We start from the raw sequence: 22,868 nt of genomic DNA, 5'->3' as shown, positions 1-22,868 counted from the left end.
CCTAATAAAAGACTGAAATTCGATTTTTTCTTCAATTGATTCGCTCCTTTGCTGTCTGGGTCCTATTAAGAGTTGAATTTCAAAGCGATACCTTGCTTTAAATGGCTTAATTGGCGTTCGCGATCTATGTACAGTTCCTGAGCCTCTTCATGGGATACCATTGTGAAGGTGATCTCTTCCCCAGGCTTTGTTTGAGCAATGAGGGGAAGGTCCACCGAAGCAATATACCCGATTCTCGGATAACCGCCTGTCGTTTGACGATCCGCCAACAGAATGATCGGCTTCCCATCCGACGGAACCTGGATCGTCCCAAAGACCACCGCTTCCGATATGACATCGAATTCCTCTTGAAGCTTTAGGGACGGACCTTCCAGACGGTATCCCATACGGTCTGATTGAGAAGAAACCTTAAAGGGTTCGTTGTAAAAGCGTTCGCGGCTTTCCTCTGAAAACAAATCATATTCCGTTCCCGGGATCACTCGAATGACTTTTTTCTGCTGATAGGACGAGATGAATTCAGATGAAATCGACCAATCGATCTCTGTGAAGCCACTGTGTTTTAAATAAGGAAGTAAATAGTCGATTATATTGACGGATTCTTTGGTAAGGGTTCCTGCTTCCAGGGTATCGCCTGCCTGAAGGGAACGACCATTTAACCCTCCGATCCCGGCTCTTATATAGGTGGATTTGCTGTTCATGACGGTGTCAACGTTAAAGCCGCCTGCTACCGCCAGGTAACTGCGGCATCCATTTGTACATGCCCCGAACTTGAGGACACTGCCAGCTTTGATCAACAGTGATTTCCTTAAGGGAACGGGTTTCCCATCAATGGTCGGAGTAAGATCTCCTCCACAGATTGAAATCAGTGTGGTTTCTTCGAATTCAAGGACTGGGCCCATCAGTGTAATTTCAAGGACCGCTTCGTCCACTTCATTGCCCACAAGAAGATTCGAGATTTTTTGAGCAAGTGGATCCATGCTTCCGCTTACGATGACACCATATTTTTGATAGCCGAACCTTCCCGAGTCCTGGATGGTGGATAGGAGGCCGGGTTTGATGACTTGAATCATTGTTCCTCCTCCAATGCTTTATATTCTTCAAGTGAGATTGGCTTGAAACGGATCCGGTCTCCCGCATTGAGTAGGCTTGGGGAGTCGTCATGATCAGGTCTGAATAGGTTTAAGGGTGTACGTCCGATCAGCTGCCATCCACCAGGTGTTTCAATGGGATATACCCCGGTTTGTTCCCCTGCGATTCCCACTGAGCCAGCCGGTATATTCAGGCGTGGTGATTTCTTTCGTGGGGTGGCGATTTCTTGTGACATGCCACCGATATAAGGGAAGCCTGGAGCGAAGCCGATCATGTAGACAAGATAGTCACCGTGACTGTGTTTTTCAATGACTTCCTCAACAGATATATGGTGGTGGTTGGCTACTTCTTCAAGGTCCGGTCCAAAGTCTCCACCATAACAGACAGGAATGTCGATGATTTGGGCATCAACTTGTTCTGCCGGCGTCAAGTGAGAAAGCATGTGTTCGATTTTTGAGCAGACGACTGTATAGGGTGGAGTATTCTGAAAGGGTTTTTGAGATTCAACGATTTTTATCGGGTCATAATAGAGTGTGACAGTCGTAAAGGCAGGGACGTATTCCACAAGCCAGTCGGGTGTTTGGTTTTCGAATAGGTTTGTTAACGCCTTCACTTGTTCGTGAGTTTCCTGCTGTATTGAGCTTCCTAATTGGATCACGACTGCGTGGTCGCCTAATGGCCGTATTGTATAATTCAAAGGACTACCTCCATTCTGTTTTGTATGATTATTAATGATTGGAAATAATTATGTATGAACGGCCGAGTAAATAAGATTATTCAGAAATTTTGGCCATGTTGTTATTATAGTATAATTCTTGGTGTTTTCAATAATGGGTTGGGAAATAGCAGATGGATTGGATGGAATTTAAGACTTTAAACCTAATGTGACTGTAGTCGTTTTTTGGCTCATTCGTGTAAAACATATGTTTTACACGCCTTTCAGCTTAAGCTGAAAGGACGGGGAGAGAAGCCAAAAAACGGTTAAGAATAAATTTCCTGATAAGTAGTGATATTAATCGGATTGATTCTAAGAAAATAGCTTCTCGATTTTTGTCAGAAACTTACATCATTCCGTTGTTTTAAATCGTATCGCAAATGTGTTTTGTGTGCTATTATTTAGTAATCCGAAATAATAACTTCATTAAATAATGTTATGTGATAGATAGGAAGGGAGGTTTTTTCATGAAGGTGAAGGATCCTTTATGGACGAGGTCTTTTATTATGTTGATGGTGGGGAATTTGTTTGTGTTTATGTCGTTTCAGATGTTGATTCCGACGCTCCCGCCTTATATTAAGTCGATTGGGGCTTCGGGGCTTGAGATTGGACTTGTGACGACGCTGTTTTCGATCGGTGCTGTGCTAAGCCGGCCGTTTATCGGTTTTATGTTGGAATACAGGGACAGGAAGCCCCTCGTATTAATTGGGGTTATTTCCTTATTGGCGATCACTGTGATCTATCCATTATCCAGTGTGGTTGTTATCTTCCTGTTATTCAGGTTCGTCCACGGACTTGCCTGGGGATGGTCGACAACGGTCAATGGAACGGCAGCGGTGGATGTAGTGCCTAAATCCCGTTTGGGTGAAGGAATGGGGTATTATGGCTTGTCGATTACGATCGGGATGATCATTGCTCCCAGTCTCGGAATCTATTTATTCCAGGTTACGACCTTTACGAATTTGATCATCACTTCCAGTGTGCTTGGAGTCATTGCCATCATTTTGCTGGGCATTGTGCATTACCAGACACCTCAAATGGTCAAAGAAACGAAAAAGGAAGACTTGAAATTTTCTTATCTCGGTTCATTAGTCGAAAAATCAAGCTGGTTTCCGGCATTCATTACCATCATGGTGACGTTTGGGTATGGGTCGATCGTGACCTTCATCGTCATCTTTGGGGAAGAGCGCGGCATTCAGCATATCTTCTTGTTCTATTTGTGTAACGCAATCATGGCCTCCTTATCAAGGCCGATTGCCGGAAAATGGTTTGATGAACGTGGACCTATGGGGCTTGTACTATTCTGCATTGCAGTAACTTTCATGGGGATGTGGGCGCTATCCTATGCTCATTCTGATTTCCTGATCGTCGTATCCGGCACTTTGTTTGGGGTTGGATTCGGTTCATTGATTCCCACTCTTCAATCGTGGACATTATCCATGACCCCCGATCATAGACGAGGGGTCGCCAACGGAATGTTTTTCTCTGCCATCGATCTTGGTATCGGATTGAGCGGATTAGTATTCGGTGTCTTGGCTCAGTATGTCGAGACTGGCGTATTATTCCAAATTTCAAGCTTTTTCTTACTGATTGCCATGGCAGTGGCCATACTCGAAGGGCGTAAACACAAAAAGTTCTCTCACCAGACCTCCTCTTAGTTTGAGTGCGCCTGAAAGGTGGTAAGTATAAAGGACTATCTGTTTTGAATGGGCAGCAAAGCCTTTCGTAATGGATGGTCCTTTCTTCTGTAATGGAAGTGATTCTATTGAATCACAGTAGAAAGTAACAATCGGAATTTGAAAAGGAAATGAAATTTTATCCACGTGAATTTCTGTTAGAATGATAGCAATAGACAAGTCTGTGAGGTTTCTGGAAATGAAGGACCCACATATAACGGAGGCCATTATGACAGAAGAAAAATTACTGATGGAGAAGTCATTTTATCGAACTTTCTTAGTAGATGAGAATACGAACCGTCACCCAATTGAAGTACTTGGAGGAGCATTTGTAGAAGAACAGCAAAATGAACCATATGATTTAACGTTCATCCGCTATGCACAAGGGGAGGTTTACTTTCACAGCAGGGACTATGAAGCGGCCATCTTCAAATGGGAAAGCATCCTGAATGAATTGGAGCCATGGGCGAAGAAGAACATTGCGGATTCATACTATGAGCTGGGAATGCTGTCTTCAGCTGAGGATGTTTATATTGCCATTCAAGGGGAAAGTACCATTCTGACGATGGAGGTTTCCCTTCAACTGTTTTCCTTGTACATTGAGCGGAACAAGATAGAATCCGCGTATCGTACAATTGAAAAAGCCTTATCGATCGAACCGGATTATCCGAACGTCACTGAACTTGCCAGGGCTTTTTATGAAGATCAGCAGGATTGGAATAAAGCAGTGGAGCTGGCGGTTCAGGAATCCATCCGCACCCAGGAGCCTCTATGGTACATGATTTTGAAGGAATATGGGGATCTCCGCTATACGAATTCATTTGCCCCTACTTATTTCTACGATTTGATGATAGCGGTGTATGAAAAGGACCGTAAACAATTCAAGGATTTAATAGCAGCCCTGTGGTCAAGTTATAGGAGCCAATCTGCTGCACAACTGATTGAATGGATGCAGACAGTCAACAGAATCTTTGAATATGTGGAAGTCCTTCCGAACGAATCATGGCAGGACATCCTTACCCAGTTCCAGGAGACTTACATCGGGTTCCTGGAAGACGATTACCTGGTGAAAGATCTGGAAGGGTTTATGCCAAATATGCTGACCAATTGGCTTAAAATAAGCCGTGACCATCAGCCTCTATTCCCTGCAGCCGCCGTTTTAGCCTGGGACGACGTCTTCTCTTACAGCATGGAACCGACGGTGAAGGAAGAAGCCGAAATGCTTCTGTTAGAAGGTGAATCCTATCAGGCGCGCTTCGAAGATATCATCCTGTTTCTGAATAAAATCATCCAGTGGTCCGGACGAAACGAGTCGCCGGTTGGTTACAAAACCCAATGGATTGCAGAACAATTGATGGATCTAAGTGACCATCATCTATTAATTACCGGAAGCGGCTCAAGCGGGAAATCTTCCTTCGTCCAATCCGTCCTGGGTGAGAGTGTGGGAGAAGCCGAAGATTCAACGATCATTTACAGCTATCATGATCAGCAGGTAGAAGTGAAGGAGATTCACGATCAAGGCGTTCATCAAGTCGAAAGCATCGCTGATTTTGAAGAATTGATGCAAAGGGAAGCATTTGTCGAGTATAAGCTTCCGTCTGAATTTCTTAAAAAGAATGGAACGTCCATCATTGATGTTCAAACAGGTAAGAGAAAGCTGGATGATCTGACGGCCTTTTATCCTGCAGCCGATGGCCTTCTCTATGTGCTGAATGCAGATGCCCCATTTAATGCAGAAGACCGTCAAACCTTACGGAAATTAACGGAAATCGGCCAGCCTGTGAACGTTCATTTCCTGCTGAATAAAATGGATAAAGTATCCCACACAGAACGCACAGAGGAAATCATTGAATCGGCAAGGGAAAAAGCCCGAGAGTGGTTTCCGGATGCAGAGGTCTTGCCATATTCATCCCTGGAAGCTGTCCATCTGCAGCGAAAAGATGTAGAAACATTCATCAAGGAGCAGTATAAGGTGAGCAGCAGTGCCCTTAAAAACGAACGGGGGAGCAAACTGTTCTATTTAGTGAGAAAAACGTTAAGGGATTTATATTCCAATCGAAAGAATCGAGAAAAAGAATTAAAAGAGAACATAGAGAAGAATGAAGATATTCTTACACGTCTGAACGGATTTGAGAACTATTTGGGAGATATACAAAGCGAAAAAGTGTCTATCATCAAGGATTCTTTCCATAAAAAGAAGGAAGCGATGAAGAAGGAAGTCTATGAGAAAATCCCATCCATCCTTAGCGGCTGTTCAGAATTGATCAGCGAAGAGAGTGACTTCAAACAGATTCATATGGAATTAAACGATGCGATGAATACAAGGATACAAGAGTATATCCAAGAGGACCTCATGCCTCGTTATGTCACATCCCTAGAGGACTGGCTTCTGTTCTCCAAGCAGGAGCTGCAAGACAGTCAGAACTATCTGGTCGAAATGAGTGAAACGTTTAACGGACTATTCGGGAAAGACAAAGTCGTTTTAGAATGTGATTTCCAGGTGATCGATGACTGGAGACGGGATGTCAACAGGATGGGGACAAGGGCACAAATCGATAAGGAAAACATCCTTATGCGGTTTAAACCAGCTCAATTCCTGTTGAAAAGCGCTGGAAAGCTTCTCGGTGTCCTGCCCCAGAATAAGACATTATTATTCAATCAGTACAAACGTTATTTAGAGAACGAAGACTATCAGGATATTACCGAATCCGTCGTGAATAAGTTCTTCCTTCAGTTTGATTTGTTTGAGAAATCACTGCAACAGGACGTTCATTCATTCTTCCAGGAGCCATTCGCGCAATTGGAAGTAACTATTAAAGATACAGAAATCGAGATTGCTGCCGACCAGGATTCATTGGCGAAAATGAAAGCAAACCCGGAACAATACTTCGATCCAATCACCTTATTCGAAGTGAAACTGCTTCAGCATGAATATATGGCGAAAGCAAGCTATAAAGCATCACATCATTATTCATAAGGAAAAAGACTGATTCTTGGGGAACGATCTCCCTTTAGAATCAGTCTTTTTTTAGATTGCTTACACGTTCATGGTTACTGTGTTTTCCTGAATGACTCTTGCAATGATCCGCTCCAGGGAATTTTCCGTTTGAATCTTTGAAAAATCCAGTCCCAGATGGATGGCCGTTTGGGCCACTTCTGGACGGATTCCGGTGATGACGGATTTCACCCCCAATAAGTTCAAGGCATCGATCAGTCGGAAGATTTGCTGAGCCACCATGGTGTCCACCAGGATCACCCCCGACAGGTCGATGATCAGCATGGATAAATGGGAGTCGGCGCTTTGCTGTAATGTAGTTTCTACGATCAATCGTGCCCTGTCCGTATCGATATCCCCAATGATTGGAAGCAATCCCACATCAGAAGTTAAAGAAATGACGGGTGCGCTTAATTCCTTGATCAAAGTAGACTGGGCCTGCAGCCTGTTCATGAGGATGGAAAGAAACCTGGATGTAAATGTCTCCAGTATATAATCCAATGCGAAGTTAATCTTCCGTTCCCAATCGAACACCTCTCTCAATTGAATGTTCAACTCGGTTTTTTCTTCTGTGAACTTTTCTACATAAGACCAATAAACCCTACGAAACACACCTCCATTGCGAACCACCTCATCCAATGTTGTGCTTGATTTACTTCGGTCGATAGCGGTTTCCTTCGTCCACTTGTAGATCATTTCCATTGAATCCTCTTTCGAAAGCAACAGACACTGTGCAATGATCTTCACATAATTGGAATTTTGCTCTTTGATTTTGTTCAAGACCTCAGGTGGAGAATCAGGAGAATAATGCGATCCCGTTTTAATATCCTGTAACTTGAGCCAGTCTTCTGTAAATTCTTTAGCATGGTCAACTAAGTATTCATATAAATGAGACGAATGAGTATTCATAAACGCTCCCTTTGTCATTGGCTTATTCTTCTATTTTGTAACCTTTATGGGAGAGTGTCAATAATTATAGTGAGAAAGGATGGCTTGGCTTTGGACCTTATCAGCTGAAATACGAGTAAAAACGGGGTTGATTGAGAAGTGAAAATCTACCAAAATCCAATTTCTATAAGAAAAGAGGATGGGACAAAAGGGTTTAGGCTAAAGAAAAATCCGAACGAGTGATTGGATAAAAATCAAACTCATTCGGATTTTTAATTATTTGTGCTAAAGCTTAATCCATGTATTAAGCAGGTTCTAGCTGTTAATTGGAGTGTAAGACGAAGACTCCCTCGAAAAAAGGGACAGGTGAGACCCCGCAGGAGCGAAAGCTGTGAGGAGGCTTGCCTTCCGCCCGCGGAAAGCGAAGTCTTGCACGGAAATCATCAGCGGTGGAATACGTGATCTCATTGTTCATCTTTAGAGTGTGTAGATTTAGTTATGTCCCAGCCCACTTTCTTATGCAGATTCTTTAGTATAAATAACTGAATACAATTGCTTCCTTCCGCGGTGAAAGCGAGTTTTGACTGTGGAAGCGGGCAGATTCAGTTTGCTCGCAATTTCACTGTCACTCAGGTCTTCTGTCACTTTCAACGCCATCACCTCCTGCTGGGTCGAGGGCAGGCTTTTAATGCTATCCTGTATAACGCTCTTGAGGAAACGAACTTCGATCTCACTCTCGAGAGACTGGTGATCCTCTAATGAATGGAGTACTTCATGCTCTTCCATAAGGATTTCATGGCATTTAACCCGTTTCCGTAAGAAATCGATCGCCGTACACCTTGCAATCGATGTGAGCCATGACTTCGTTTTGGTCACATCGAGTAATGTATCTATCTTTAAATATGCTTTCAGGAAGGTTTCCTGGACGATATCCTGGGATAAATGGATGTCCTTCGTTACGTTGTAAGCAATGTGATAGATCAGCTTATGGAATTGTTCATACATCTCTTCATAGGTGAGAGGAGATGGTGATGCTAACGTATTCATATGGTCACCCCGTTTTTCTATTCTTCAAATTTTTCTTTGATGAAGGAAGGTGCCTCTTCCTTCGATAAGCCATATGTCTCGATTCTTCCTTCGTTTTGAAACTTGATCAAGACGGTGTAAGTACTCGAATCATATACGACCTGATTCATAATGGATTCGGCAACTTCAGCATCTTTGACTTCAATGCCATTGCTTTCTTCTTTGAACGTTGCTATGGTTTGTTCCATATTCAGACCAGATCCGTCATCGTATGGATTTTGATCTGTTACAAGCATCCATTCCATATCGGCTTCCGTCACTTTCAATTCCTCAAAATACCCTTTTTTCTTGAGCCAGGATATGAACTTTTTGTTTTGAGGGTTCATATCCGCATGTGCCCACCGATCATCAGACAGAAGAAGCTCAACGTTATAAAGGTTGACACGGCGACGGTCTTCAAATGACTCATCGTAGGTTTCTTCTTTCAGGATGCCAATGGCTTCATGGATTTCATCCGGATTAGAAAGGGTGATGCTTTGGTTAGGGACCATTTCGTTATAAATAGTCAAACGATTAACCTCACTTGGGTCAACACCGAGAATTTGTTCATTTATTTCCTTATAACTCTTCATGTTGTAAAGAGCAGCATAATATGGTTCTACATCTTCTGCATTCACCCAGTAATTTCGCACAATCTTCCTTCCGTTTTCCAGTTTATAATATAGAAAGATCTGAATCCTCTTGTCTGGCATGGTCGTTTTATAGTGAATTTGATGGTTCAGTATTTCTTCATGAAGGTTCAAAGCAGCCCTAATCGTTTTTGGATCATTTGTAAATGAATTCTGGATGAGGTTTTCAGGATTATCTGTAAGGGAGTAGTAAGTATCACTTACGTGGACACTTTCTACATCCGCCGCGTCAGGGACCCTCTTTTCATAGTTTAGAAGATCGAACTGTATGACAACCCCAAGAAGAACCATACATAAGAAAAACCCTGCATATCCCCTCCAGTGTCGGAAGACTCTCCAGTGCTTCTCTAATATCATTTGTCCTATATAGTAACCGACAAGTGATCCGAAGAAATATCCGAAGAAGGTCCATCCCTGTGAATGGTACACTCCATCAAAGTACATCCCCCCTAAGAGAGTGAAGCAGAATGCGACACCGTACTTGAACAATGGCCTGAGGATGGGATGAACGATTGCCTGAGAAGCAACCTCCACTTTCCTTGATCGGTAGAGAAGGTAGGATAAGCCATAGAATACGAGGGTCATCAATGTGAACAATAAAACGTCTTTACGGGAAAGTAAATCGCTATTCAAAAATACAGCCTTAATAAGGGGCGAATATTCCCCAATTTGGATATTGAAGAAATAGTCTTCAGGAAATCCAAATAAAAAGTTTCTTAAGCTGTAGCATATGAGTACAAACATCCCCGCCGGCAATAACAACAGGATGTAAGATAGGGCACCTTGAACGGCAGTCAGTCCCGTGATCATGGCGACAAGGGTAGAGAACGTGAATAGCAGCAAGTTCACGAGGAGAGTCGTGCCGCACCAGATGAATATATCATTGACCTCAATGTATTGATTAAGGTCTGTGAGTGAATAAAGCGAGAGCAAGATGCCCGTGTTAAACAGAATAGGAATGATCAATAGACCGAATCCAGTACCTGTAAAATGAGAAAATAGCTTTCTGCGATGAAGCGGGAGGCTGTGGATGAAATCCCCGGCTTGTTTCACATGCAGGTAGCGGAATAAGAATAAAGACAGAATAATAGGAATAAACAGCATCAAACCTATTTGTATCGGATATTGGATAGTAAATAGATTGTCACTGATTGTAACGGGATAGGATGGTTCGTCATTGGACAACCTCCCGATGATAGCGACCGGTAACGAAAAAAGTAGTCCAATGAAATAGACAATCCCCACCCAACCTGCATTCCTTAAACTTAATGTGATGACTTCCTTATTGATCCATGATGTTTTGGATGGCATATCCGACGTCCTCCATTTCATAAACAAAGATTTCTTCCAACGTCAGCGGCAGCATATCGAAGATGACCGGGTGATAAGGCTGAATGATGCCTCTCACTTGATCTTCTCCGCCGCGGACGATGCAGAGGGTAACACTTCCTCGGGTCTCTGAATGCAAGAGCTCGAGCTTATTGAAGAAATTCTCCGGGATTTCCCCTTTGAATGCCAGCTGCACTTTATGAATGCCGGACTTCAAGTCATCGAGTTCCTTCTCCAATATGAATTCCCCTTGATGCAAGATCCCGATATGATCACAAATGTCCTCCACTTCCCGTAGATTGTGAGAAGAAATCATGATGGTCATTTCCCTGTTTGCTACTTCCGATATCAGCACGTTCTTGACTTTCTTTCTTACAACTGGGTCAAGGCCGTCCATGGGTTCATCTAGAATCAGTACGTCCGGCTGAGTGGCTAAGCCGAGAATGAAGGCCGCCTGCCGCTGAACCCCTTTGGAGAATTTATGAAGTTTTTTATGGGGATCAATCCGGAAGACGCTGCTTAAAGAATTGTATTGATCCTCATTCCATCTGGAATAGGTGTTTTGATAAAAGCGGGCCATTTGATCCAGCGTATAATGAGCTAAGAAAAACGGTTGATCCGGTATGAAAAACAGCGTTTCTTTCGTCGGGATATTTTCATAAACAGGCTGCGAATCAATCAATATCTCTCCGCTATCGGGCTTAAGTACTCCTGATATGGTCTTCAGTAACGTGGTTTTTCCAGCACCATTGGATCCCAGCAGGCCATAAATCGAGCCCTTTTGAATAGTGAAAGAAGTGTCATGGATGATTTTCGTGCCTTCAAAAGCTTTCTTTACGGACTTAATTTCTATCATCAGGACCATTCCCCCCTACTGATGACTCAATTTCTGCAATCATCTCCTTTAAATCTTCAGATGTGATCCCTAAATAAAGGGCTTCAGACAAAAGTTTCGACAACTCTTCTTTTACTTTCATGATTTTCTCCGCGTTTTGAATGTGACTTGAAGGATTAACAAAGCTACCCCGTCCTTTCACCGAATAGATAAACCCTTGGGTTTCCAGTTCCCTGTAGGCTTTTTGGATTGTGTTTGGATTTATGGTCAGCTGCTGCGCCAGGGCACGAACGGAAGGTAATTGTTCGTCAGGCTTCAGCACTTCATTGATGATGAATTCTTTCAGCTTCTCCACTAATTGTTCATATATAGGCTTACGGCTTCTTAAATCAAGCTCAAACATATCCACCCTCCCGACTGTATATAGTGTACTAGGCGTCTTAATACAGTTAAAGTATATAACAAGTTCTGCCAGTTTGGAAAGGGGTAAATGAAAAAATTATAAAATCCTTACAATCTGCGAATATTCCATGTGCTACTGACCATAAAATGGGATTTGTTGGTATACACTTTGTGGAAGTATGGAAGAATAACGATACAAACACATTTTGAATCGGATGACATATATATAGAAAAATAATGGCCCATGGTAAATAGGTCGTATAGCATTTCCTTTGACAAAGAAAGTTTCCTTGATGCAAGATGAATAGTATTCAACCTGTTTAATCGGAGGAGAGTGGTTCATATGTTCATAGATTGGTTAAGTGGATTTAATCCCACTGTACAGGCGCTATTCGGGGGTCTTGTCACATGGGGATTGACTGCACTTGGAGCTGCCACGGTTTTTTTCTTCACTAAAATTGAGAAGCATACGTTGAATATGATGCTCGGGTTTGCTGCAGGTGTCATGATTGCTGCGTCATTTTGGTCCCTGTTGGCCCCTTCGATAGAGTTCAGTGAACAGAACGGTCAGATTCCATGGCTGGCACCTGCCATTGGATTTTTACTAGGCGGCTTTTTTATTAGACTTTTAGACTTTGTAGTACCGCATTTGCATTTGGGGAATGAATCGGAAAATGCCGAAGGACCTCCAACCAAATTTAAGAAGTCGACTTTGTTATTCCTTGCGATCACGCTTCATAACATTCCCGAGGGTCTTGCCATCGGAGTTGCTTTTGGGGCCGCATCCCTTGGCCTTGGAGATGCGACGTTAGTGGGAGCCATCGGGCTTGCGATCGGTATCGGCATTCAGAACATGCCTGAAGGTGCCGCTCTTTCAATACCGCTCAGGGGAGAAGGGATGTCCCGTCTGAAATCATTCCATTATGGCCAGCTTTCAGCCATTGTCGAACCGATAGCAGCCGTCATTGGAGCTGCAGCCGTCTTGATGGTGCAGCCGCTACTGCCTTATGCACTTGCATTCGCAGCCGGTGCCATGATATTTGTGGTCGTGGAAGAGTTGATCCCGGAGTCCCAATCTTCAGGAAGTACGGACCTGGCTACGCTAGGATTAATGCTTGGTTTCGTCGTGATGATGATTCTGGATGTTTCTTTAGGTTAATATGATAGCTGTAAGCATGCGCACTAAACGCATGCTTATTCTTTTCCTAAAACTTGTATAATGAATGTGGGGGATGTGTATGAAGGTTGGTCTCATAAGGCATTTTAAAGTAACGAGGGGATATCCGGCTTCGTTTGTCACAAGTGAAGAGCTGATGAAGTGGGTGGAGGAATATGATGCGTCAGATGTGGAAGAGAACCTTATTGATCTTCATGACATTGTTTGGAAGGGCTGTTATTCCAGCGATTTATCAAGAGCGCGGGTTACAGCTGAAGCAGTATATGGTGAAGATATCTCCTATCTTGAGGAGCTGAGGGAAATCAGGTTATCTCCGCTCTTCAAGTCTAAGAGGAGGCTTCCACTTTTTCTACATTTGACATTCATCCGGTTAGCCTGGTGGTTCAATCATCGTTCCCAGCCGGAAAGTAAAAGGGAAGTCAAGGAGAGAATCAGTGGCGTGGTCGATCGGATCATTCGTGAAGGAGAAGATGTACTCATTGTGGGTCATGGGGGAATCATGATGTATATGAGAAAAGAATTGCGTAAACGTGGATTTACCGGACCGTCCTTCAGAAAACCTTCTAACGGAACGTTGTATGTGTACCAAGACAGGACAGGATGATCCATTTATACACAAAGAAAGGAGAGAGGAAAGTGGAAGATATCCATTCTTTAGAAGCCATCAAGAGAGTGCTGGAATCTGAAAAGCTTGTATTGCTATACATATCAAGACCGAATTGCTCGGTCTGTCATGCACTCCTCCCGCAGGTTGAAAGGGTGTTGGAGGATTTTAAATCGGTGGTATCCATTCATGCCGATGCAGAAGAAATCCCGGAAATCGCAGGAGAATTCTCCATCTTCACCGTACCCGTCCTGATTATGTTTGTAGAGGGGAAAGAAATGTTCAGAAAAGCACGCTTCGTGCCAATCGACGAACTCCAAAGCCAAATGTCCCGTCTCACGAAGATGTTAGACAACTAAACAAACGTTTGATTAAGAGAGGAAAGGATTGAATTGACAGGCGTAAAAGGGCTAAACGGTCGTTTAATAATCAAAAAAATAATACATTATTTAAAGTAAGAGCCGAAGTAATCATGAGGGCTCTTTTTCTTTTTGAGTACAGATTTTTAGAAGTTATTGAAACCATTTAAGCACCAGTAACGACTAATAGATACAGTAAAGGGGGGACGCCCATTGAAAGAAGATCACGATCAACTGGAAGAGTTATATGAAACATATTTCCATGATGTATACCAGTACTTATTTTATTTCACGAACAATTCATCCGAAGCAGAGGATTTAACCCAGGATACATTTATGAGAGTCTTCAAAAGTTATCACAGCTTCAAGCATCAATCTTCAAAGAAAACTTGGATCATCTCCATTGCACGAAGAACAGCCATTGATCATTACCGAAAGAGGAAGCTTATCTCCCTTCTTCCCGACGTCCTTTTGAATTTACGGAAAAGTGAGGAGGGCCTGCCGGAAGAAGAGATGGAGAAGAATGAAGAGTGGGAAATGGTTCAGGCTGCCCTTTCAAAGCTGAAGCCTGATTATCGAAATGTGGTCATTTTAAGGGGGTTAAGAGAATACCCCGTCAAAGAAACAGCTAAAATCCTCGATTGCAAGCCTTCTAAAGTAAAAGTAGATTATCACAGGGGTATGAATCTGTTGAAAAAATTAGTGGGAAATTCCAATGAAAAGGCGGTGCTGGTAAATGAACGAAAAATTCAATGATGATTTATTACATTCTTTGAAAAACCGACCAGGTCTTTCGCCGCGGGAAGAGTTTAAGAGAGAATTGAAAACGAAATTATTCGAGGAAACAAACAGTCAAAAAAAGAGTAGAAGGAAGATGGGGAGGCTGGTTCCCAATGTATTGGCGGCCATTTTTATTTTGGCAGGGGTATTTCTGACCTTTGAACTGATTGGGGTCGGAGGGGATGATCAAAACGCTTCACTGGAGCAAGAAAGCATTAGACAGGTAGATCCAATTTCACAGGATCAGGAACAGACTGAGCTGGATGCACCCGAAAAATTGATTGGAAAAGCGTTCACTCGATATGATCACATCATTAATGATGAAGGGACGGGCGAACCCTTTATATATGAAGGGGAATCCTACCGATATATGAGTGAAGGATTGGATTCAAAAGAAAAAGTGATCCGCTACTTATCACAAAGCTTTACGCGAGATGGAGCTGAGAAGATGATCGGGAACCATCCCTTCATTGTTTTCAAAGGGAAATTGGCGCAACCGGATGTATCGTATGAAGCTGATTATCTATGGACCGACACTACGGTTATTAAAGTGAGGACTTCAGAGATGATGAGTGATGTAACATATGAAATACCGGTTTCAGTAGGTTCACGTAGGGCAAATATTCTAAGTTTCAGGCTGGTTTACGAGGATGGATGGAAGTTCAGTGTGGTCATGCCATTCTCATTCAGTAAAGTAGAGGAAGAGCGCAAAGAGTGGAATTTCTCTTTGACACCAGAAGAAGAGATTGTCTACCGTGAATTTTCCAAAGACCCGACGGAAGAACATCTTCACGGGTTATCCCCCATCAGCATAGCAAAGTTGTATGTCCAGGCATCACTGGACGAACGACACGACCTTGTCTATGAAATGTACACAGACAGACCGGATTATATTCGGTGGACAAAGGAAGAGGACGAGAAGTTTTCCCGAGCGGACAGGGTGACGAAGGAAAGTATATTACGTGTCTTTAAAGGAATCGATAACGGTAAATTTATTCAAACAAGCGATATGGATGGATATATTAAGTATGATAATGGTGGTGAGGGAGGTATGGGCTTTCAGATGGTGAAGGATGAAGATGGATATTGGAGTGTAGCATTCATGCCAACTCAGTAGATATTTCAAGAGGACTCCTTCTTGAAAGAAAAAGAAAAAAGGAAATAATAAAAATAGAGCTACTGAAAATGGGTATTTTGACACATGCCTATTAGAGTAGCTCTTTTGTCATGGTTCAGTGAATAGGTATATAATAGAGAGTATGCGAGTATAGTAGTTAAGAAGAAATAAAAGGGGGCTAGAATGAATGATCAGATTGTCCAGTACAAAGAAAGTCATGTTACTCGGTATCGCAATCATCCTCATAATAGTAGCCAACCGGATATCCACTGTACAGCACTTGACCGCAAGAATCGCCACCAAATTATATGTGAGCCTTAAATATCAGGATCTTGATCTTGAATACCAAGACGTCGAATTCTCACCCCAATTTGGAGATTATTCTGTAGCGTATAAGGACAAGGATGGAAAAATTTACGGATTCATGGTCACCCCTAAGTCAATGCCTGTCATTATCCTTCATGATCCTCTCAGAGAGACACCTTAAAGAAAAGAATCTTTCATACTTTCTTTCTATCAATCTTCATGTATAATGAATCGTAACAACTTTATAAACGTTACCACAAGGGGAGCGAAAGCTGAGAGTGAACAATCTGTTCTGACCCTCTGAACCTGTTAGTTAGGACTAGCGTAGGGATGTGGATAATAAGCCTGGATATGCTTATTTCAATTCATGTATTCACCCTCCTTATGGTTTCGTTTCATTACCTGAGGGGGATTTTTTTTATGAAACACACTCGACTTATTGTATTGCTCGAAGCGTCATTGATGGCGGCTTTCGCCGTCATTCTTGATATGCTGCCTTCTATTAAGCTGTCACCGAGTATCTCTATTTCAATTGCCATGGTTCCAATCTTTCTCTTATCCTACCGACGTGGATGGAGAGCAGGACTGATGGGGGGGTTTCTATGGGGAATATTGCAGATTGCCCTTGGAGATGCCTGGATTGCGACACCGGTTCAAATGGTGATTGAGTACTTCATCGCCTTTGCCTTCATTGGTTTTGCCGGTGTTTTTGCAGGGAAGATACAGGAAGCATTAGGAAACAGCAAACGATCCAAAGCAATTGTTTGGGTAGTGATTGCGACATTTATGGGAAGCCTCGCCCGCTATATCTGGCATTTCATCGCAGGGTTTGTGTTCTTTGCCGAATATGCCCCTGATGATATGTCGCCGCTGCTTTTCTCTTTCATAGCGAACGGCATCACGATGCTGGGATCGGCTGTATTGTGTTCCATTGTATTGGTGATCATGGCCAACATGGCGCCAAGACTGATCAAAGTACGGACGCCCCAGCAGGCAATCAGCCGAAAGGCATCATAACATTTTACTAGGACCGGTCCTATACATGGCCGGTCTTCTTTCTGCCCTTCAGATTAAATCTACGTAAAATCCTCCTCTTACGCATTGCTTACCCAACTGCTTTCCTATACACTAGACCTATTCAAAAAAGCACGTGTGGAGAGATCGTATGGAAGCAAAAATGATAAGAAGATATGACATTATGGAGGTCAGCCTGCTGGCGGGTAAGATCATGTTGCAAAGCGGGGCGGAGACGTACCGGGTGGAAGATACGATGATGCGGATCGCTGCTTCGTATGGGATATCAGAGTCCCACAGCTACGTGACGCCTACGGGGATCATCTTCTCGATTGAAACCTCAGAACCGACGAAAACAAAGCTGATCCGGATTAATGAGAGGTCAACGGATCTTGAGAAAGTGACTCTCGTCAACAGCATCTCGAGGCAGATCAGTCAAGGTCATCTGACCCTTGAAGAAGCCTACAATGCCCTTGAGAAGTTGGATCAGTCCGATCTATCTTATTCTTTCCTGATTCAAGTGTTGGCAGCCTCAATCGCCAGTGGATGCTTTCTCATCATGTTCCAGGGGATGTGGGAGGATTTCATTCCTGCTTTGATCACTGGCGGTGTCGGCTTTTCGAGTGTGATCTATTTACATCGCCTCGTACCGATCAAGTTCTTCGCCGAGTTTCTTGCCTCCTTCATCATTGGTATGGTGTCCTTCGGGTTTGTCCATCTCGGTGTGGGACAGGAGTTGGACAAAATCATCATTGGATCCGTCATGCCCCTTGTTCCCGGCCTCCTGATCACCAACGCCGTCAGGGATCTAATGGCAGGTCATTTGGTGTCGGGGTTGTCAAAGGGAGCGGAAGCCTTTTTAACGGCGTTTGCCATCGGGACGGGCATTGCCGTTGTGTTTACTTTAACGTAACGTGACTGGCTTATAAAATCGATAGGGGGGAAAGGGATGCTCATCATCGAACAATTAGTGACCAGCTTCATTTCAGCCGCTGCATTCGGGATCATCTTCAATGCTCCGAAGCAGTCCCTTTTCAAATGCGGAATAGTCGGAATGCTGGGCTGGATCATTTATATACTTATGAGTTTAAATGAAGCAGACACCGTACTTGCCACGTTACTTGCCTCCTTTGTCGTGGCGGTGGTCAGTCAGGTGTTTGCCAAAATGTACAAAACCCCGGTCATCATCTTCTCTGTTGCCGGGATCATCCCGCTCGTACCAGGGGGACTCGCATACGATGCCATGAGAAACTTCGTGCAAAACGATTACAATGCCGCTATCAATCTGGCCGCCAAAGCCTTCATGATCTCAGGCTCCATCGCCATTGGACTCATCTTCTCCGAAGTCATCAACCAGGTCATCCGGAACGCACGCCTGAACGCCAGTGCGAGACGGATGAGATAGAGGGACGGACCTTGCTTTTGTAAGGTCTTTTTTTATGCCTGTAACCATTCAGAACCATGAACTGGACTTCGACTATCAAGGTGCCCTTCTTTATGAAATGACCCCTGAAAAAGGGATCGTGTTGAAATCGAAACTCCCGGATGAAGCAAGCAAAGACAAAGAATACTATGAACAGGGGGAAGATCAGATTCAAAGACTGATCTATATTGATGATCTGGTCTATGCCGTTTCGAATCTCTCTATTACTTCTTACTCTTTGGAAGATTTTAAAAAGACCGACTCCGTAGATCTCAACTAAAGCATTGTTAGAGGAGACCTCGAAATTTCGTGGTCTCCTCTTTGGATACATGGTTTCAGAGTGGGACGGAGGGCACTTCCAACTACCACCCAGAATAAAAAAGCGATATGATGATACATATAAATAATGGCAGATAAAGTTAAGAGGGGTGTTCGTTTGAAGGTCATACGTTTCTTAAAGCCTTACCGGGCTGCCATGGCCCTGGCATGGAGTTTAATGCTGGTAGAGCTTGCCGTAGAGTTATTGAATCCGTTGTTTATGGCACGGATCATTGATGAAGGGATCCTGAATAAAGATTTGGACGTCGTGTTGAAGTGGGGCTTCATTATGGTAGGGATGTCCCTCTTGGCCTTTGTTGCAGGTGTGACGAATTCCTTTTTTGCCGCACATACGAGTCAGGGATTCGGTTATGACGTGCGGGAAAGCTTGTATAAAAAGGTCCAGTCGTTTTCATTTGCAAGTTTCAGTGAGCTTCCCGCATCTTCTCTCATCACGAGGATGACGAATGATGTAAGGCAGCTGCAAAACACCATCTTCATGAGTCTCCGGATCATGCTCAGGGCTCCACTGCTTGTCGTGGGATCAACCATTATGGCACTGATTGTCGATGTCCGGCTTGCTCTTGTTTTAGTCTTCGTCATTCCCGTGTTGTGGCTATTCCTGATATGGGTTCTGAAACGGGGATGGAACCTGTTTGAACGAGTCCAGTCAAGGCTCGATAAGGTGAATGAGGTCATGAAGGAAAACCTTTCGGGAATGAGATTGATTAAAGCGTATACGAGAAGCAAATATGAAGAAAGTCGTTTTCATGGTGCGAATGAGGATTTGAAGGATCGAACGGCCGCTGCCCTTCGGGTCATGGAAATCATCATGCCTCTGTTGATGCTTGTGATGAACCTTGCCCTTCTCTCTGTTTTATGGTTTGGAAGCATTGATGTTGCCTCGGGCGGGGCGAAGGTCGGGGAAGTCGTGGCCATCGTCACGTATGTAACAAGAATCTCTTCTGTTTTCTCCATTTTCTCCTTTATCATCACCAGTTTCTCAAGAGCGAGGGCTTCTGCTGAGCGGGTAGAGGAAGTGCTTGCAACGGAAGTCGATTTGAAGGATGGAGAGGAAGTAAATCACAACAACAAAGTGACCGGTGGGGAGATCATGTTTCAAGATGTCTCGTTCCACTATCCATCCACAAGTGAAAAGGTGCTCCAACATCTATCCTTTCATGTGGTGGCGGGCCAAACCGTTTCCTTGCTGGGAGCTACGGGATCGGGTAAAACCTCTCTGTTTCAGCTCATTCCCCGTCTTTACGATGCAACGGAAGGGACAGTGGAACTGGACGGACACCCCATCAGGTTGATTCCTCTCGATGAAATCAGACAAAATATCGGATACGTGCCTCAGGAGGTCATTCTGTTTTCCGGGTCGGTTGCTGAAAATCTCCTCTGGGGGAAGGAAGATGCCACGAGGGAAGAAATGATCCAGGCGGCCAAAGATGCCCAAATCCATGAATCGATCCTGAAGCTTTCAGATGGATATGACACGGTCCTCGGTCAAAAGGGGGTCAACCTTTCAGGAGGTCAGAAGCAACGGCTTTCCATTGCCAGGGCTCTTATTCGGAGACCGAAGATCCTGCTTTTGGATGACAGTACAAGTGCCCTGGATTTGAAAACAGAATCAAAACTCCTTCAAGCCTTGAAGCGATATGAGTGCACAACCATGATCATCACTCAAAAAGTCAGTACGGCGATGGAATCCCATCGTATCTTGCTATTAGAAGATGGGGTATTGATCGGCCAGGGCACCCATCAGTCCTTATTGGAAGATTCCAGCCTTTATCAACACATCTACCAATCCCAATTCGGAGAGGGGGAAATCCACCATGTCTAGGCATGTACGAAAGAAGTTGGGGAAAAGCGACAAGGCGAAAGATGCAAAAGGAACGTTGAGCCGCCTCTGGAGCTATCTTTCTGAAATAAAGATGATATTGTATCTCGTTATTTTAATGGTATTCATCAGTTCCGCCGCAGCCCTTCTTGGGCCGTTCCTTGTCGGAAAGGCAATCGATGAGTATATCGTAACAAAGGAAGCGTCAGGATTGGGTGGCTTGGTCATGGGCCTGATAGCCATCTATATCCTCCATTCCCTGTCCATATGGTTTCAGAATTATTGGATGATCGGTGTAGCCCAGGATACGGTCTATCGTCTGCGGAAAGACCTCTTCCATCAATTGCACCAGCTCTCCATCCCTTTCTTCGACAAGCGGAAGCACGGGGAGCTGATGAGCAGGGTGACCAATGATATTGATAACGTGAGTGCGACGTTGAATAGTTCATTCATTCAAATCATCTCAAGTGTCCTTACCTTGGTGGGGACGGTCTCGATCATGCTTTGGCTGAGCCCACTCCTTACTCTCATCACCCTGATCATTGTTCCCCTCATGGTCTTCGGCATGAAGTGGATCACCAAACGGACAGGTCGATTGTTTAAAGAGTATCAGCAGAATATCGGTGAATTAAACGGCTATATAGAGGAGACGATCTCTGGCCACAGTATCATTAAGACCTTTTCACGTGAAGAAACGGCGATCAAGGATTTTGGTGAAAAAAATCAGAGGCTGAGAACGGCTGCGTATTGGGCGGATACCTACTCGGGATTCATTCCGAAGCTTATGAATGTATTGAATAATCTCAGCTTTGCCGTCATTGCCGGGGTCGGAGGGATTTTTGCCCTTAATGGAATGATTACGATCGGTGTCATCGTCATTTTCGCTGAGTATGCAAGGCAGTTTACACGTCCGTTGAATGAACTTGCCAATCAATATAATACGCTTCTGTCAGCGATTGCGGGTGCTGAGCGTGTGTTTCAAATCCTGGATGAAGAGGAGGAAGCGAAGGATGAAGGAGGTGCTGTGGAAATCGCTTCGGTAAAGGGGAAGGTCGAGTTTCAACATGTTTCGTTTTCATATGGAAAAGGAGAGCGAACGCTTGAGGATGTATCCTTTTCCATCCAGCCGGGTGAGACGGTTGCTCTGGTTGGACCGACAGGAGCGGGGAAAACGACGATCACCAATCTCCTCTCCCGTTTTTATGAGCTGAACGAAGGCAGTATTGAGATCGACGGCCGTGATATCCGCACCATTAAGCGGCAAAGTTTACGGCAACAAATGGGCTTTGTTCTGCAGGATAGCTTCCTGTTCCAGGGGACGATTGCAGACAACATCCGCTACGGAAGGCTTGATGCCGGAAATGAAGAGGTAAAGAATGCGGCGAAACTCGCCAATGCCCATTCCTTCATCGAAAAGATGCCCGAGGGCTATGATACTATGCTGAGGGCTGATGGAAACGGGATCAGCCAGGGGCAAAAGCAGTTATTGTCCATTGCCAGGGCAATCCTTTCCGATCCTTCCATCCTGATACTTGATGAAGCGACGAGCAGCATCGATACGATTACGGAACTAAGGATTCAAGAAGCCCTCAAGCGGTTGATGGAGGGACGGACGAGCGTAGTGGTGGCTCACCGTCTTAACACCATCCGCCAGGCGGATCAGATCCTGGTCCTGGATCAGGGCAGGATCATTGAACGGGGATCTCACGATGAACTTCTTAAGCAGAAAGGGTTTTATCATGGATTGTATCACAGTCAGTTGAGGGAAAGTATTTGAAGTGGATTGGGGAGATTGGTGATGTGAATGTAAATGCGGGGAAATAAAGATTTTGAAAATAAAAGTCCGCGATTTTGAAAATAAAATGGACAATGACCGTGTAAACGGCAGCTGAATAGGAGCTAATCCATCCAGGACATAAAAAAACACCTCAACAGTCATTCCTTTTGAGGTGTTTTCCTATTTAAAGGGGCTAATCATCCCGTTAGCAATCCCTTTGGTGTTGCCCTAATCGGATAAAGGCAACTCTGTAACTTGCAACATCACAAGTAATATATTTATATCTTGAACGTTGTTTGCAGATAATAAACAGCCGCGGGCAATTCCTTTGTGTCGTTTGATATACCTAAACGACGTAAGCCCTACCTCTCTTACATCCTAACGGCTCCGAAGCCGATCCAGTGTGAATAAGTTGTTAAATCAAAACAGAATAGAATTACGAATTATCTTTTCTATCGTTTCAATGTATGTTACAAGATTACAATAACTAAATATACCACTTATCT

The 22,868-nt window shown here is 44.0% G+C and carries 21 protein-coding genes and 1 riboswitch; of the genes, 14 read left to right on the top strand and 7 right to left on the bottom strand.

Annotated features, from left to right (window positions below; genetic code table 11):
- Positions 1–65: 65 nt before the first annotated feature.
- Entirely contained in the window at positions 66–1,070 is a 1,005-nt protein-coding gene (locus tag JI667_RS09405; protein WP_211201257.1) for a biotin-dependent carboxyltransferase family protein, read from the bottom strand.
- Entirely contained in the window at positions 1,067–1,786 is a 720-nt protein-coding gene (gene pxpB, locus JI667_RS09400; protein ID WP_206852417.1) for a 5-oxoprolinase subunit PxpB, read from the bottom strand. The genes JI667_RS09405 and pxpB overlap by 4 nt, the downstream gene beginning before the upstream one ends.
- A gap of 485 nt (positions 1,787–2,271) precedes the next feature.
- Here pxpB and JI667_RS09395 point away from each other — a divergent pair, with 485 nt between their 5' ends.
- Positions 2,272–3,462, top strand: a complete 1,191-nt coding sequence (locus tag JI667_RS09395; RefSeq protein WP_206852413.1) for an MFS transporter — start codon at positions 2,272–2,274, stop codon at positions 3,460–3,462.
- A gap of 247 nt (positions 3,463–3,709) precedes the next feature.
- Positions 3,710–6,457 carry a GTP-binding protein gene (locus tag JI667_RS09390; protein ID WP_206852412.1) on the top strand — a complete coding sequence of 916 codons (2,748 nt, stop codon included), beginning with the start codon at positions 3,710–3,712 and terminating at the stop codon, positions 6,455–6,457.
- Between the two features lie 60 nt (positions 6,458–6,517).
- Here JI667_RS09390 and JI667_RS09385 read toward each other — a convergent pair whose 3' ends face one another.
- The 5 genes from JI667_RS09385 to JI667_RS09365 all read right to left on the bottom strand — a co-directional run bounded on the left by JI667_RS09385 (position 6,518) and on the right by JI667_RS09365 (position 11,645).
- Positions 6,518–7,402, bottom strand: a complete 885-nt coding sequence (locus tag JI667_RS09385; RefSeq protein WP_244668268.1) for an STAS domain-containing protein — start codon at positions 7,400–7,402, stop codon at positions 6,518–6,520.
- 477 nt (positions 7,403–7,879) lie between these two features.
- Positions 7,880–8,410 (bottom strand): RNA polymerase sigma factor, encoded by a 531-nt coding sequence (locus JI667_RS09380; RefSeq protein WP_206852411.1) that lies wholly within the window; start codon positions 8,408–8,410, stop codon positions 7,880–7,882.
- 17 nt (positions 8,411–8,427) lie between these two features.
- Positions 8,428–10,389: a DUF6449 domain-containing protein gene (locus JI667_RS09375; RefSeq protein WP_206852410.1), complete on the bottom strand. Its 1,962-nt coding sequence runs from the start codon at positions 10,387–10,389 to the stop codon at positions 8,428–8,430.
- Positions 10,361–11,263 (bottom strand): ABC transporter ATP-binding protein, encoded by a 903-nt coding sequence (locus tag JI667_RS09370; protein ID WP_206852408.1) that lies wholly within the window; start codon positions 11,261–11,263, stop codon positions 10,361–10,363. The genes JI667_RS09375 and JI667_RS09370 overlap by 29 nt, the downstream gene beginning before the upstream one ends.
- Positions 11,250–11,645 (bottom strand): GntR family transcriptional regulator, encoded by a 396-nt coding sequence (locus tag JI667_RS09365; RefSeq protein WP_206852405.1) that lies wholly within the window; start codon positions 11,643–11,645, stop codon positions 11,250–11,252. Before JI667_RS09365 ends, JI667_RS09370 begins: the two co-directional genes overlap by 14 nt.
- 342 nt (positions 11,646–11,987) lie before the next feature.
- On the opposite strand from JI667_RS09365, the gene JI667_RS09360 reads away from it, so the two are divergent.
- The 12 genes from JI667_RS09360 to JI667_RS09305 all read left to right on the top strand — a co-directional run bounded on the left by JI667_RS09360 (position 11,988) and on the right by JI667_RS09305 (position 22,362).
- Complete coding sequence (locus JI667_RS09360) at positions 11,988–12,803, top strand: ZIP family metal transporter (RefSeq protein ID WP_206852401.1); 816 nt, start codon at positions 11,988–11,990, stop codon at positions 12,801–12,803.
- 79 nt (positions 12,804–12,882) lie between these two features.
- Positions 12,883–13,425 carry a histidine phosphatase family protein gene (locus tag JI667_RS09355; RefSeq protein WP_206852400.1) on the top strand — a complete coding sequence of 181 codons (543 nt, stop codon included), beginning with the start codon at positions 12,883–12,885 and terminating at the stop codon, positions 13,423–13,425.
- A gap of 32 nt (positions 13,426–13,457) precedes the next feature.
- Entirely contained in the window at positions 13,458–13,784 is a 327-nt protein-coding gene (locus tag JI667_RS09350; protein ID WP_206852398.1) for a thioredoxin family protein, read from the top strand.
- Positions 13,785–13,997: 213 nt separating this feature from the next.
- Positions 13,998–14,540, top strand: coding sequence for an RNA polymerase sigma factor (locus JI667_RS09345; RefSeq protein ID WP_211201255.1), 543 nt, complete (start codon positions 13,998–14,000; stop codon positions 14,538–14,540).
- Positions 14,521–15,681, top strand: a complete 1,161-nt coding sequence (locus JI667_RS09340) for a DL-endopeptidase inhibitor IseA family protein (RefSeq protein ID WP_206852396.1) — start codon at positions 14,521–14,523, stop codon at positions 15,679–15,681. The genes JI667_RS09345 and JI667_RS09340 overlap by 20 nt, the downstream gene beginning before the upstream one ends.
- Positions 15,682–15,868: 187 nt before the next feature.
- Positions 15,869–16,168 (top strand): hypothetical protein, encoded by a 300-nt coding sequence (locus tag JI667_RS09335; protein ID WP_206852394.1) that lies wholly within the window; start codon positions 15,869–15,871, stop codon positions 16,166–16,168.
- A gap of 68 nt (positions 16,169–16,236) precedes the next feature.
- A riboswitch (TPP riboswitch) is annotated at positions 16,237–16,335 on the top strand.
- A gap of 72 nt (positions 16,336–16,407) precedes the next feature.
- On the top strand, positions 16,408–17,004 hold the full coding sequence (thiT, locus tag JI667_RS09330; protein ID WP_206852392.1) for an energy-coupled thiamine transporter ThiT: 597 nt from the start codon (positions 16,408–16,410) through the stop codon (positions 17,002–17,004).
- Positions 17,005–17,152: 148 nt separating this feature from the next.
- On the top strand, positions 17,153–17,914 hold the full coding sequence (locus JI667_RS09325; RefSeq protein ID WP_206852384.1) for a threonine/serine exporter family protein: 762 nt from the start codon (positions 17,153–17,155) through the stop codon (positions 17,912–17,914).
- Between the two features lie 36 nt (positions 17,915–17,950).
- On the top strand, positions 17,951–18,406 hold the full coding sequence (locus JI667_RS09320; protein ID WP_098351258.1) for a threonine/serine exporter family protein: 456 nt from the start codon (positions 17,951–17,953) through the stop codon (positions 18,404–18,406).
- Positions 18,407–18,440: 34 nt separating this feature from the next.
- Complete coding sequence (locus JI667_RS09315) at positions 18,441–18,704, top strand: beta-propeller domain-containing protein (RefSeq protein ID WP_206852381.1); 264 nt, start codon at positions 18,441–18,443, stop codon at positions 18,702–18,704.
- A gap of 195 nt (positions 18,705–18,899) precedes the next feature.
- Entirely contained in the window at positions 18,900–20,588 is a 1,689-nt protein-coding gene (locus JI667_RS09310; protein WP_244668279.1) for an ABC transporter ATP-binding protein, read from the top strand.
- Complete coding sequence (locus tag JI667_RS09305) at positions 20,581–22,362, top strand: ABC transporter ATP-binding protein (RefSeq protein WP_206852377.1); 1,782 nt, start codon at positions 20,581–20,583, stop codon at positions 22,360–22,362. Before JI667_RS09310 ends, JI667_RS09305 begins: the two co-directional genes overlap by 8 nt.
- Positions 22,363–22,868 lie beyond the last annotated feature (506 nt).

The sequence above is a fragment of the Bacillus sp. NTK074B genome (assembly GCF_017303375.1).
Classification (GTDB): Bacteria; Bacillota; Bacilli; order Bacillales; family Bacillaceae_B; genus Rossellomorea.
The sequence above is the reverse complement of the archived record's forward strand: the minus strand, read 5'-3'. Positions and strand labels throughout refer to the sequence as shown.

Coding starts and splice junctions, on each gene's coding strand:
- JI667_RS09405 (WP_211201257.1), bottom strand. CDS start 1,070: ATGATTCAAGTCATCAAACCCGGCCTCCTATCCACCATCCAGGACTCG.
- JI667_RS09395 (WP_206852413.1), top strand. CDS start 2,272: ATGAAGGTGAAGGATCCTTTATGGACGAGGTCTTTTATTATGTTGATG.
- JI667_RS09390 (WP_206852412.1), top strand. CDS start 3,710: ATGACAGAAGAAAAATTACTGATGGAGAAGTCATTTTATCGAACTTTC.
- JI667_RS09385 (WP_244668268.1), bottom strand. CDS start 7,402: ATGACAAAGGGAGCGTTTATGAATACTCATTCGTCTCATTTATATGAA.
- JI667_RS09380 (WP_206852411.1), bottom strand. CDS start 8,410: ATGAATACGTTAGCATCACCATCTCCTCTCACCTATGAAGAGATGTAT.
- JI667_RS09375 (WP_206852410.1), bottom strand. CDS start 10,389: ATGCCATCCAAAACATCATGGATCAATAAGGAAGTCATCACATTAAGT.
- JI667_RS09370 (WP_206852408.1), bottom strand. CDS start 11,263: ATGATAGAAATTAAGTCCGTAAAGAAAGCTTTTGAAGGCACGAAAATC.
- JI667_RS09365 (WP_206852405.1), bottom strand. CDS start 11,645: ATGTTTGAGCTTGATTTAAGAAGCCGTAAGCCTATATATGAACAATTA.
- JI667_RS09360 (WP_206852401.1), top strand. CDS start 11,988: ATGTTCATAGATTGGTTAAGTGGATTTAATCCCACTGTACAGGCGCTA.
- JI667_RS09355 (WP_206852400.1), top strand. CDS start 12,883: ATGAAGGTTGGTCTCATAAGGCATTTTAAAGTAACGAGGGGATATCCG.
- JI667_RS09340 (WP_206852396.1), top strand. CDS start 14,521: ATGAACGAAAAATTCAATGATGATTTATTACATTCTTTGAAAAACCGA.
- JI667_RS09335 (WP_206852394.1), top strand. CDS start 15,869: ATGATCAGATTGTCCAGTACAAAGAAAGTCATGTTACTCGGTATCGCA.
- thiT (WP_206852392.1), top strand. CDS start 16,408: ATGAAACACACTCGACTTATTGTATTGCTCGAAGCGTCATTGATGGCG.
- JI667_RS09325 (WP_206852384.1), top strand. CDS start 17,153: ATGGAAGCAAAAATGATAAGAAGATATGACATTATGGAGGTCAGCCTG.
- JI667_RS09320 (WP_098351258.1), top strand. CDS start 17,951: ATGCTCATCATCGAACAATTAGTGACCAGCTTCATTTCAGCCGCTGCA.
- JI667_RS09315 (WP_206852381.1), top strand. CDS start 18,441: ATGCCTGTAACCATTCAGAACCATGAACTGGACTTCGACTATCAAGGT.
- JI667_RS09310 (WP_244668279.1), top strand. CDS start 18,900: ATGGCCCTGGCATGGAGTTTAATGCTGGTAGAGCTTGCCGTAGAGTTA.
- JI667_RS09305 (WP_206852377.1), top strand. CDS start 20,581: ATGTCTAGGCATGTACGAAAGAAGTTGGGGAAAAGCGACAAGGCGAAA.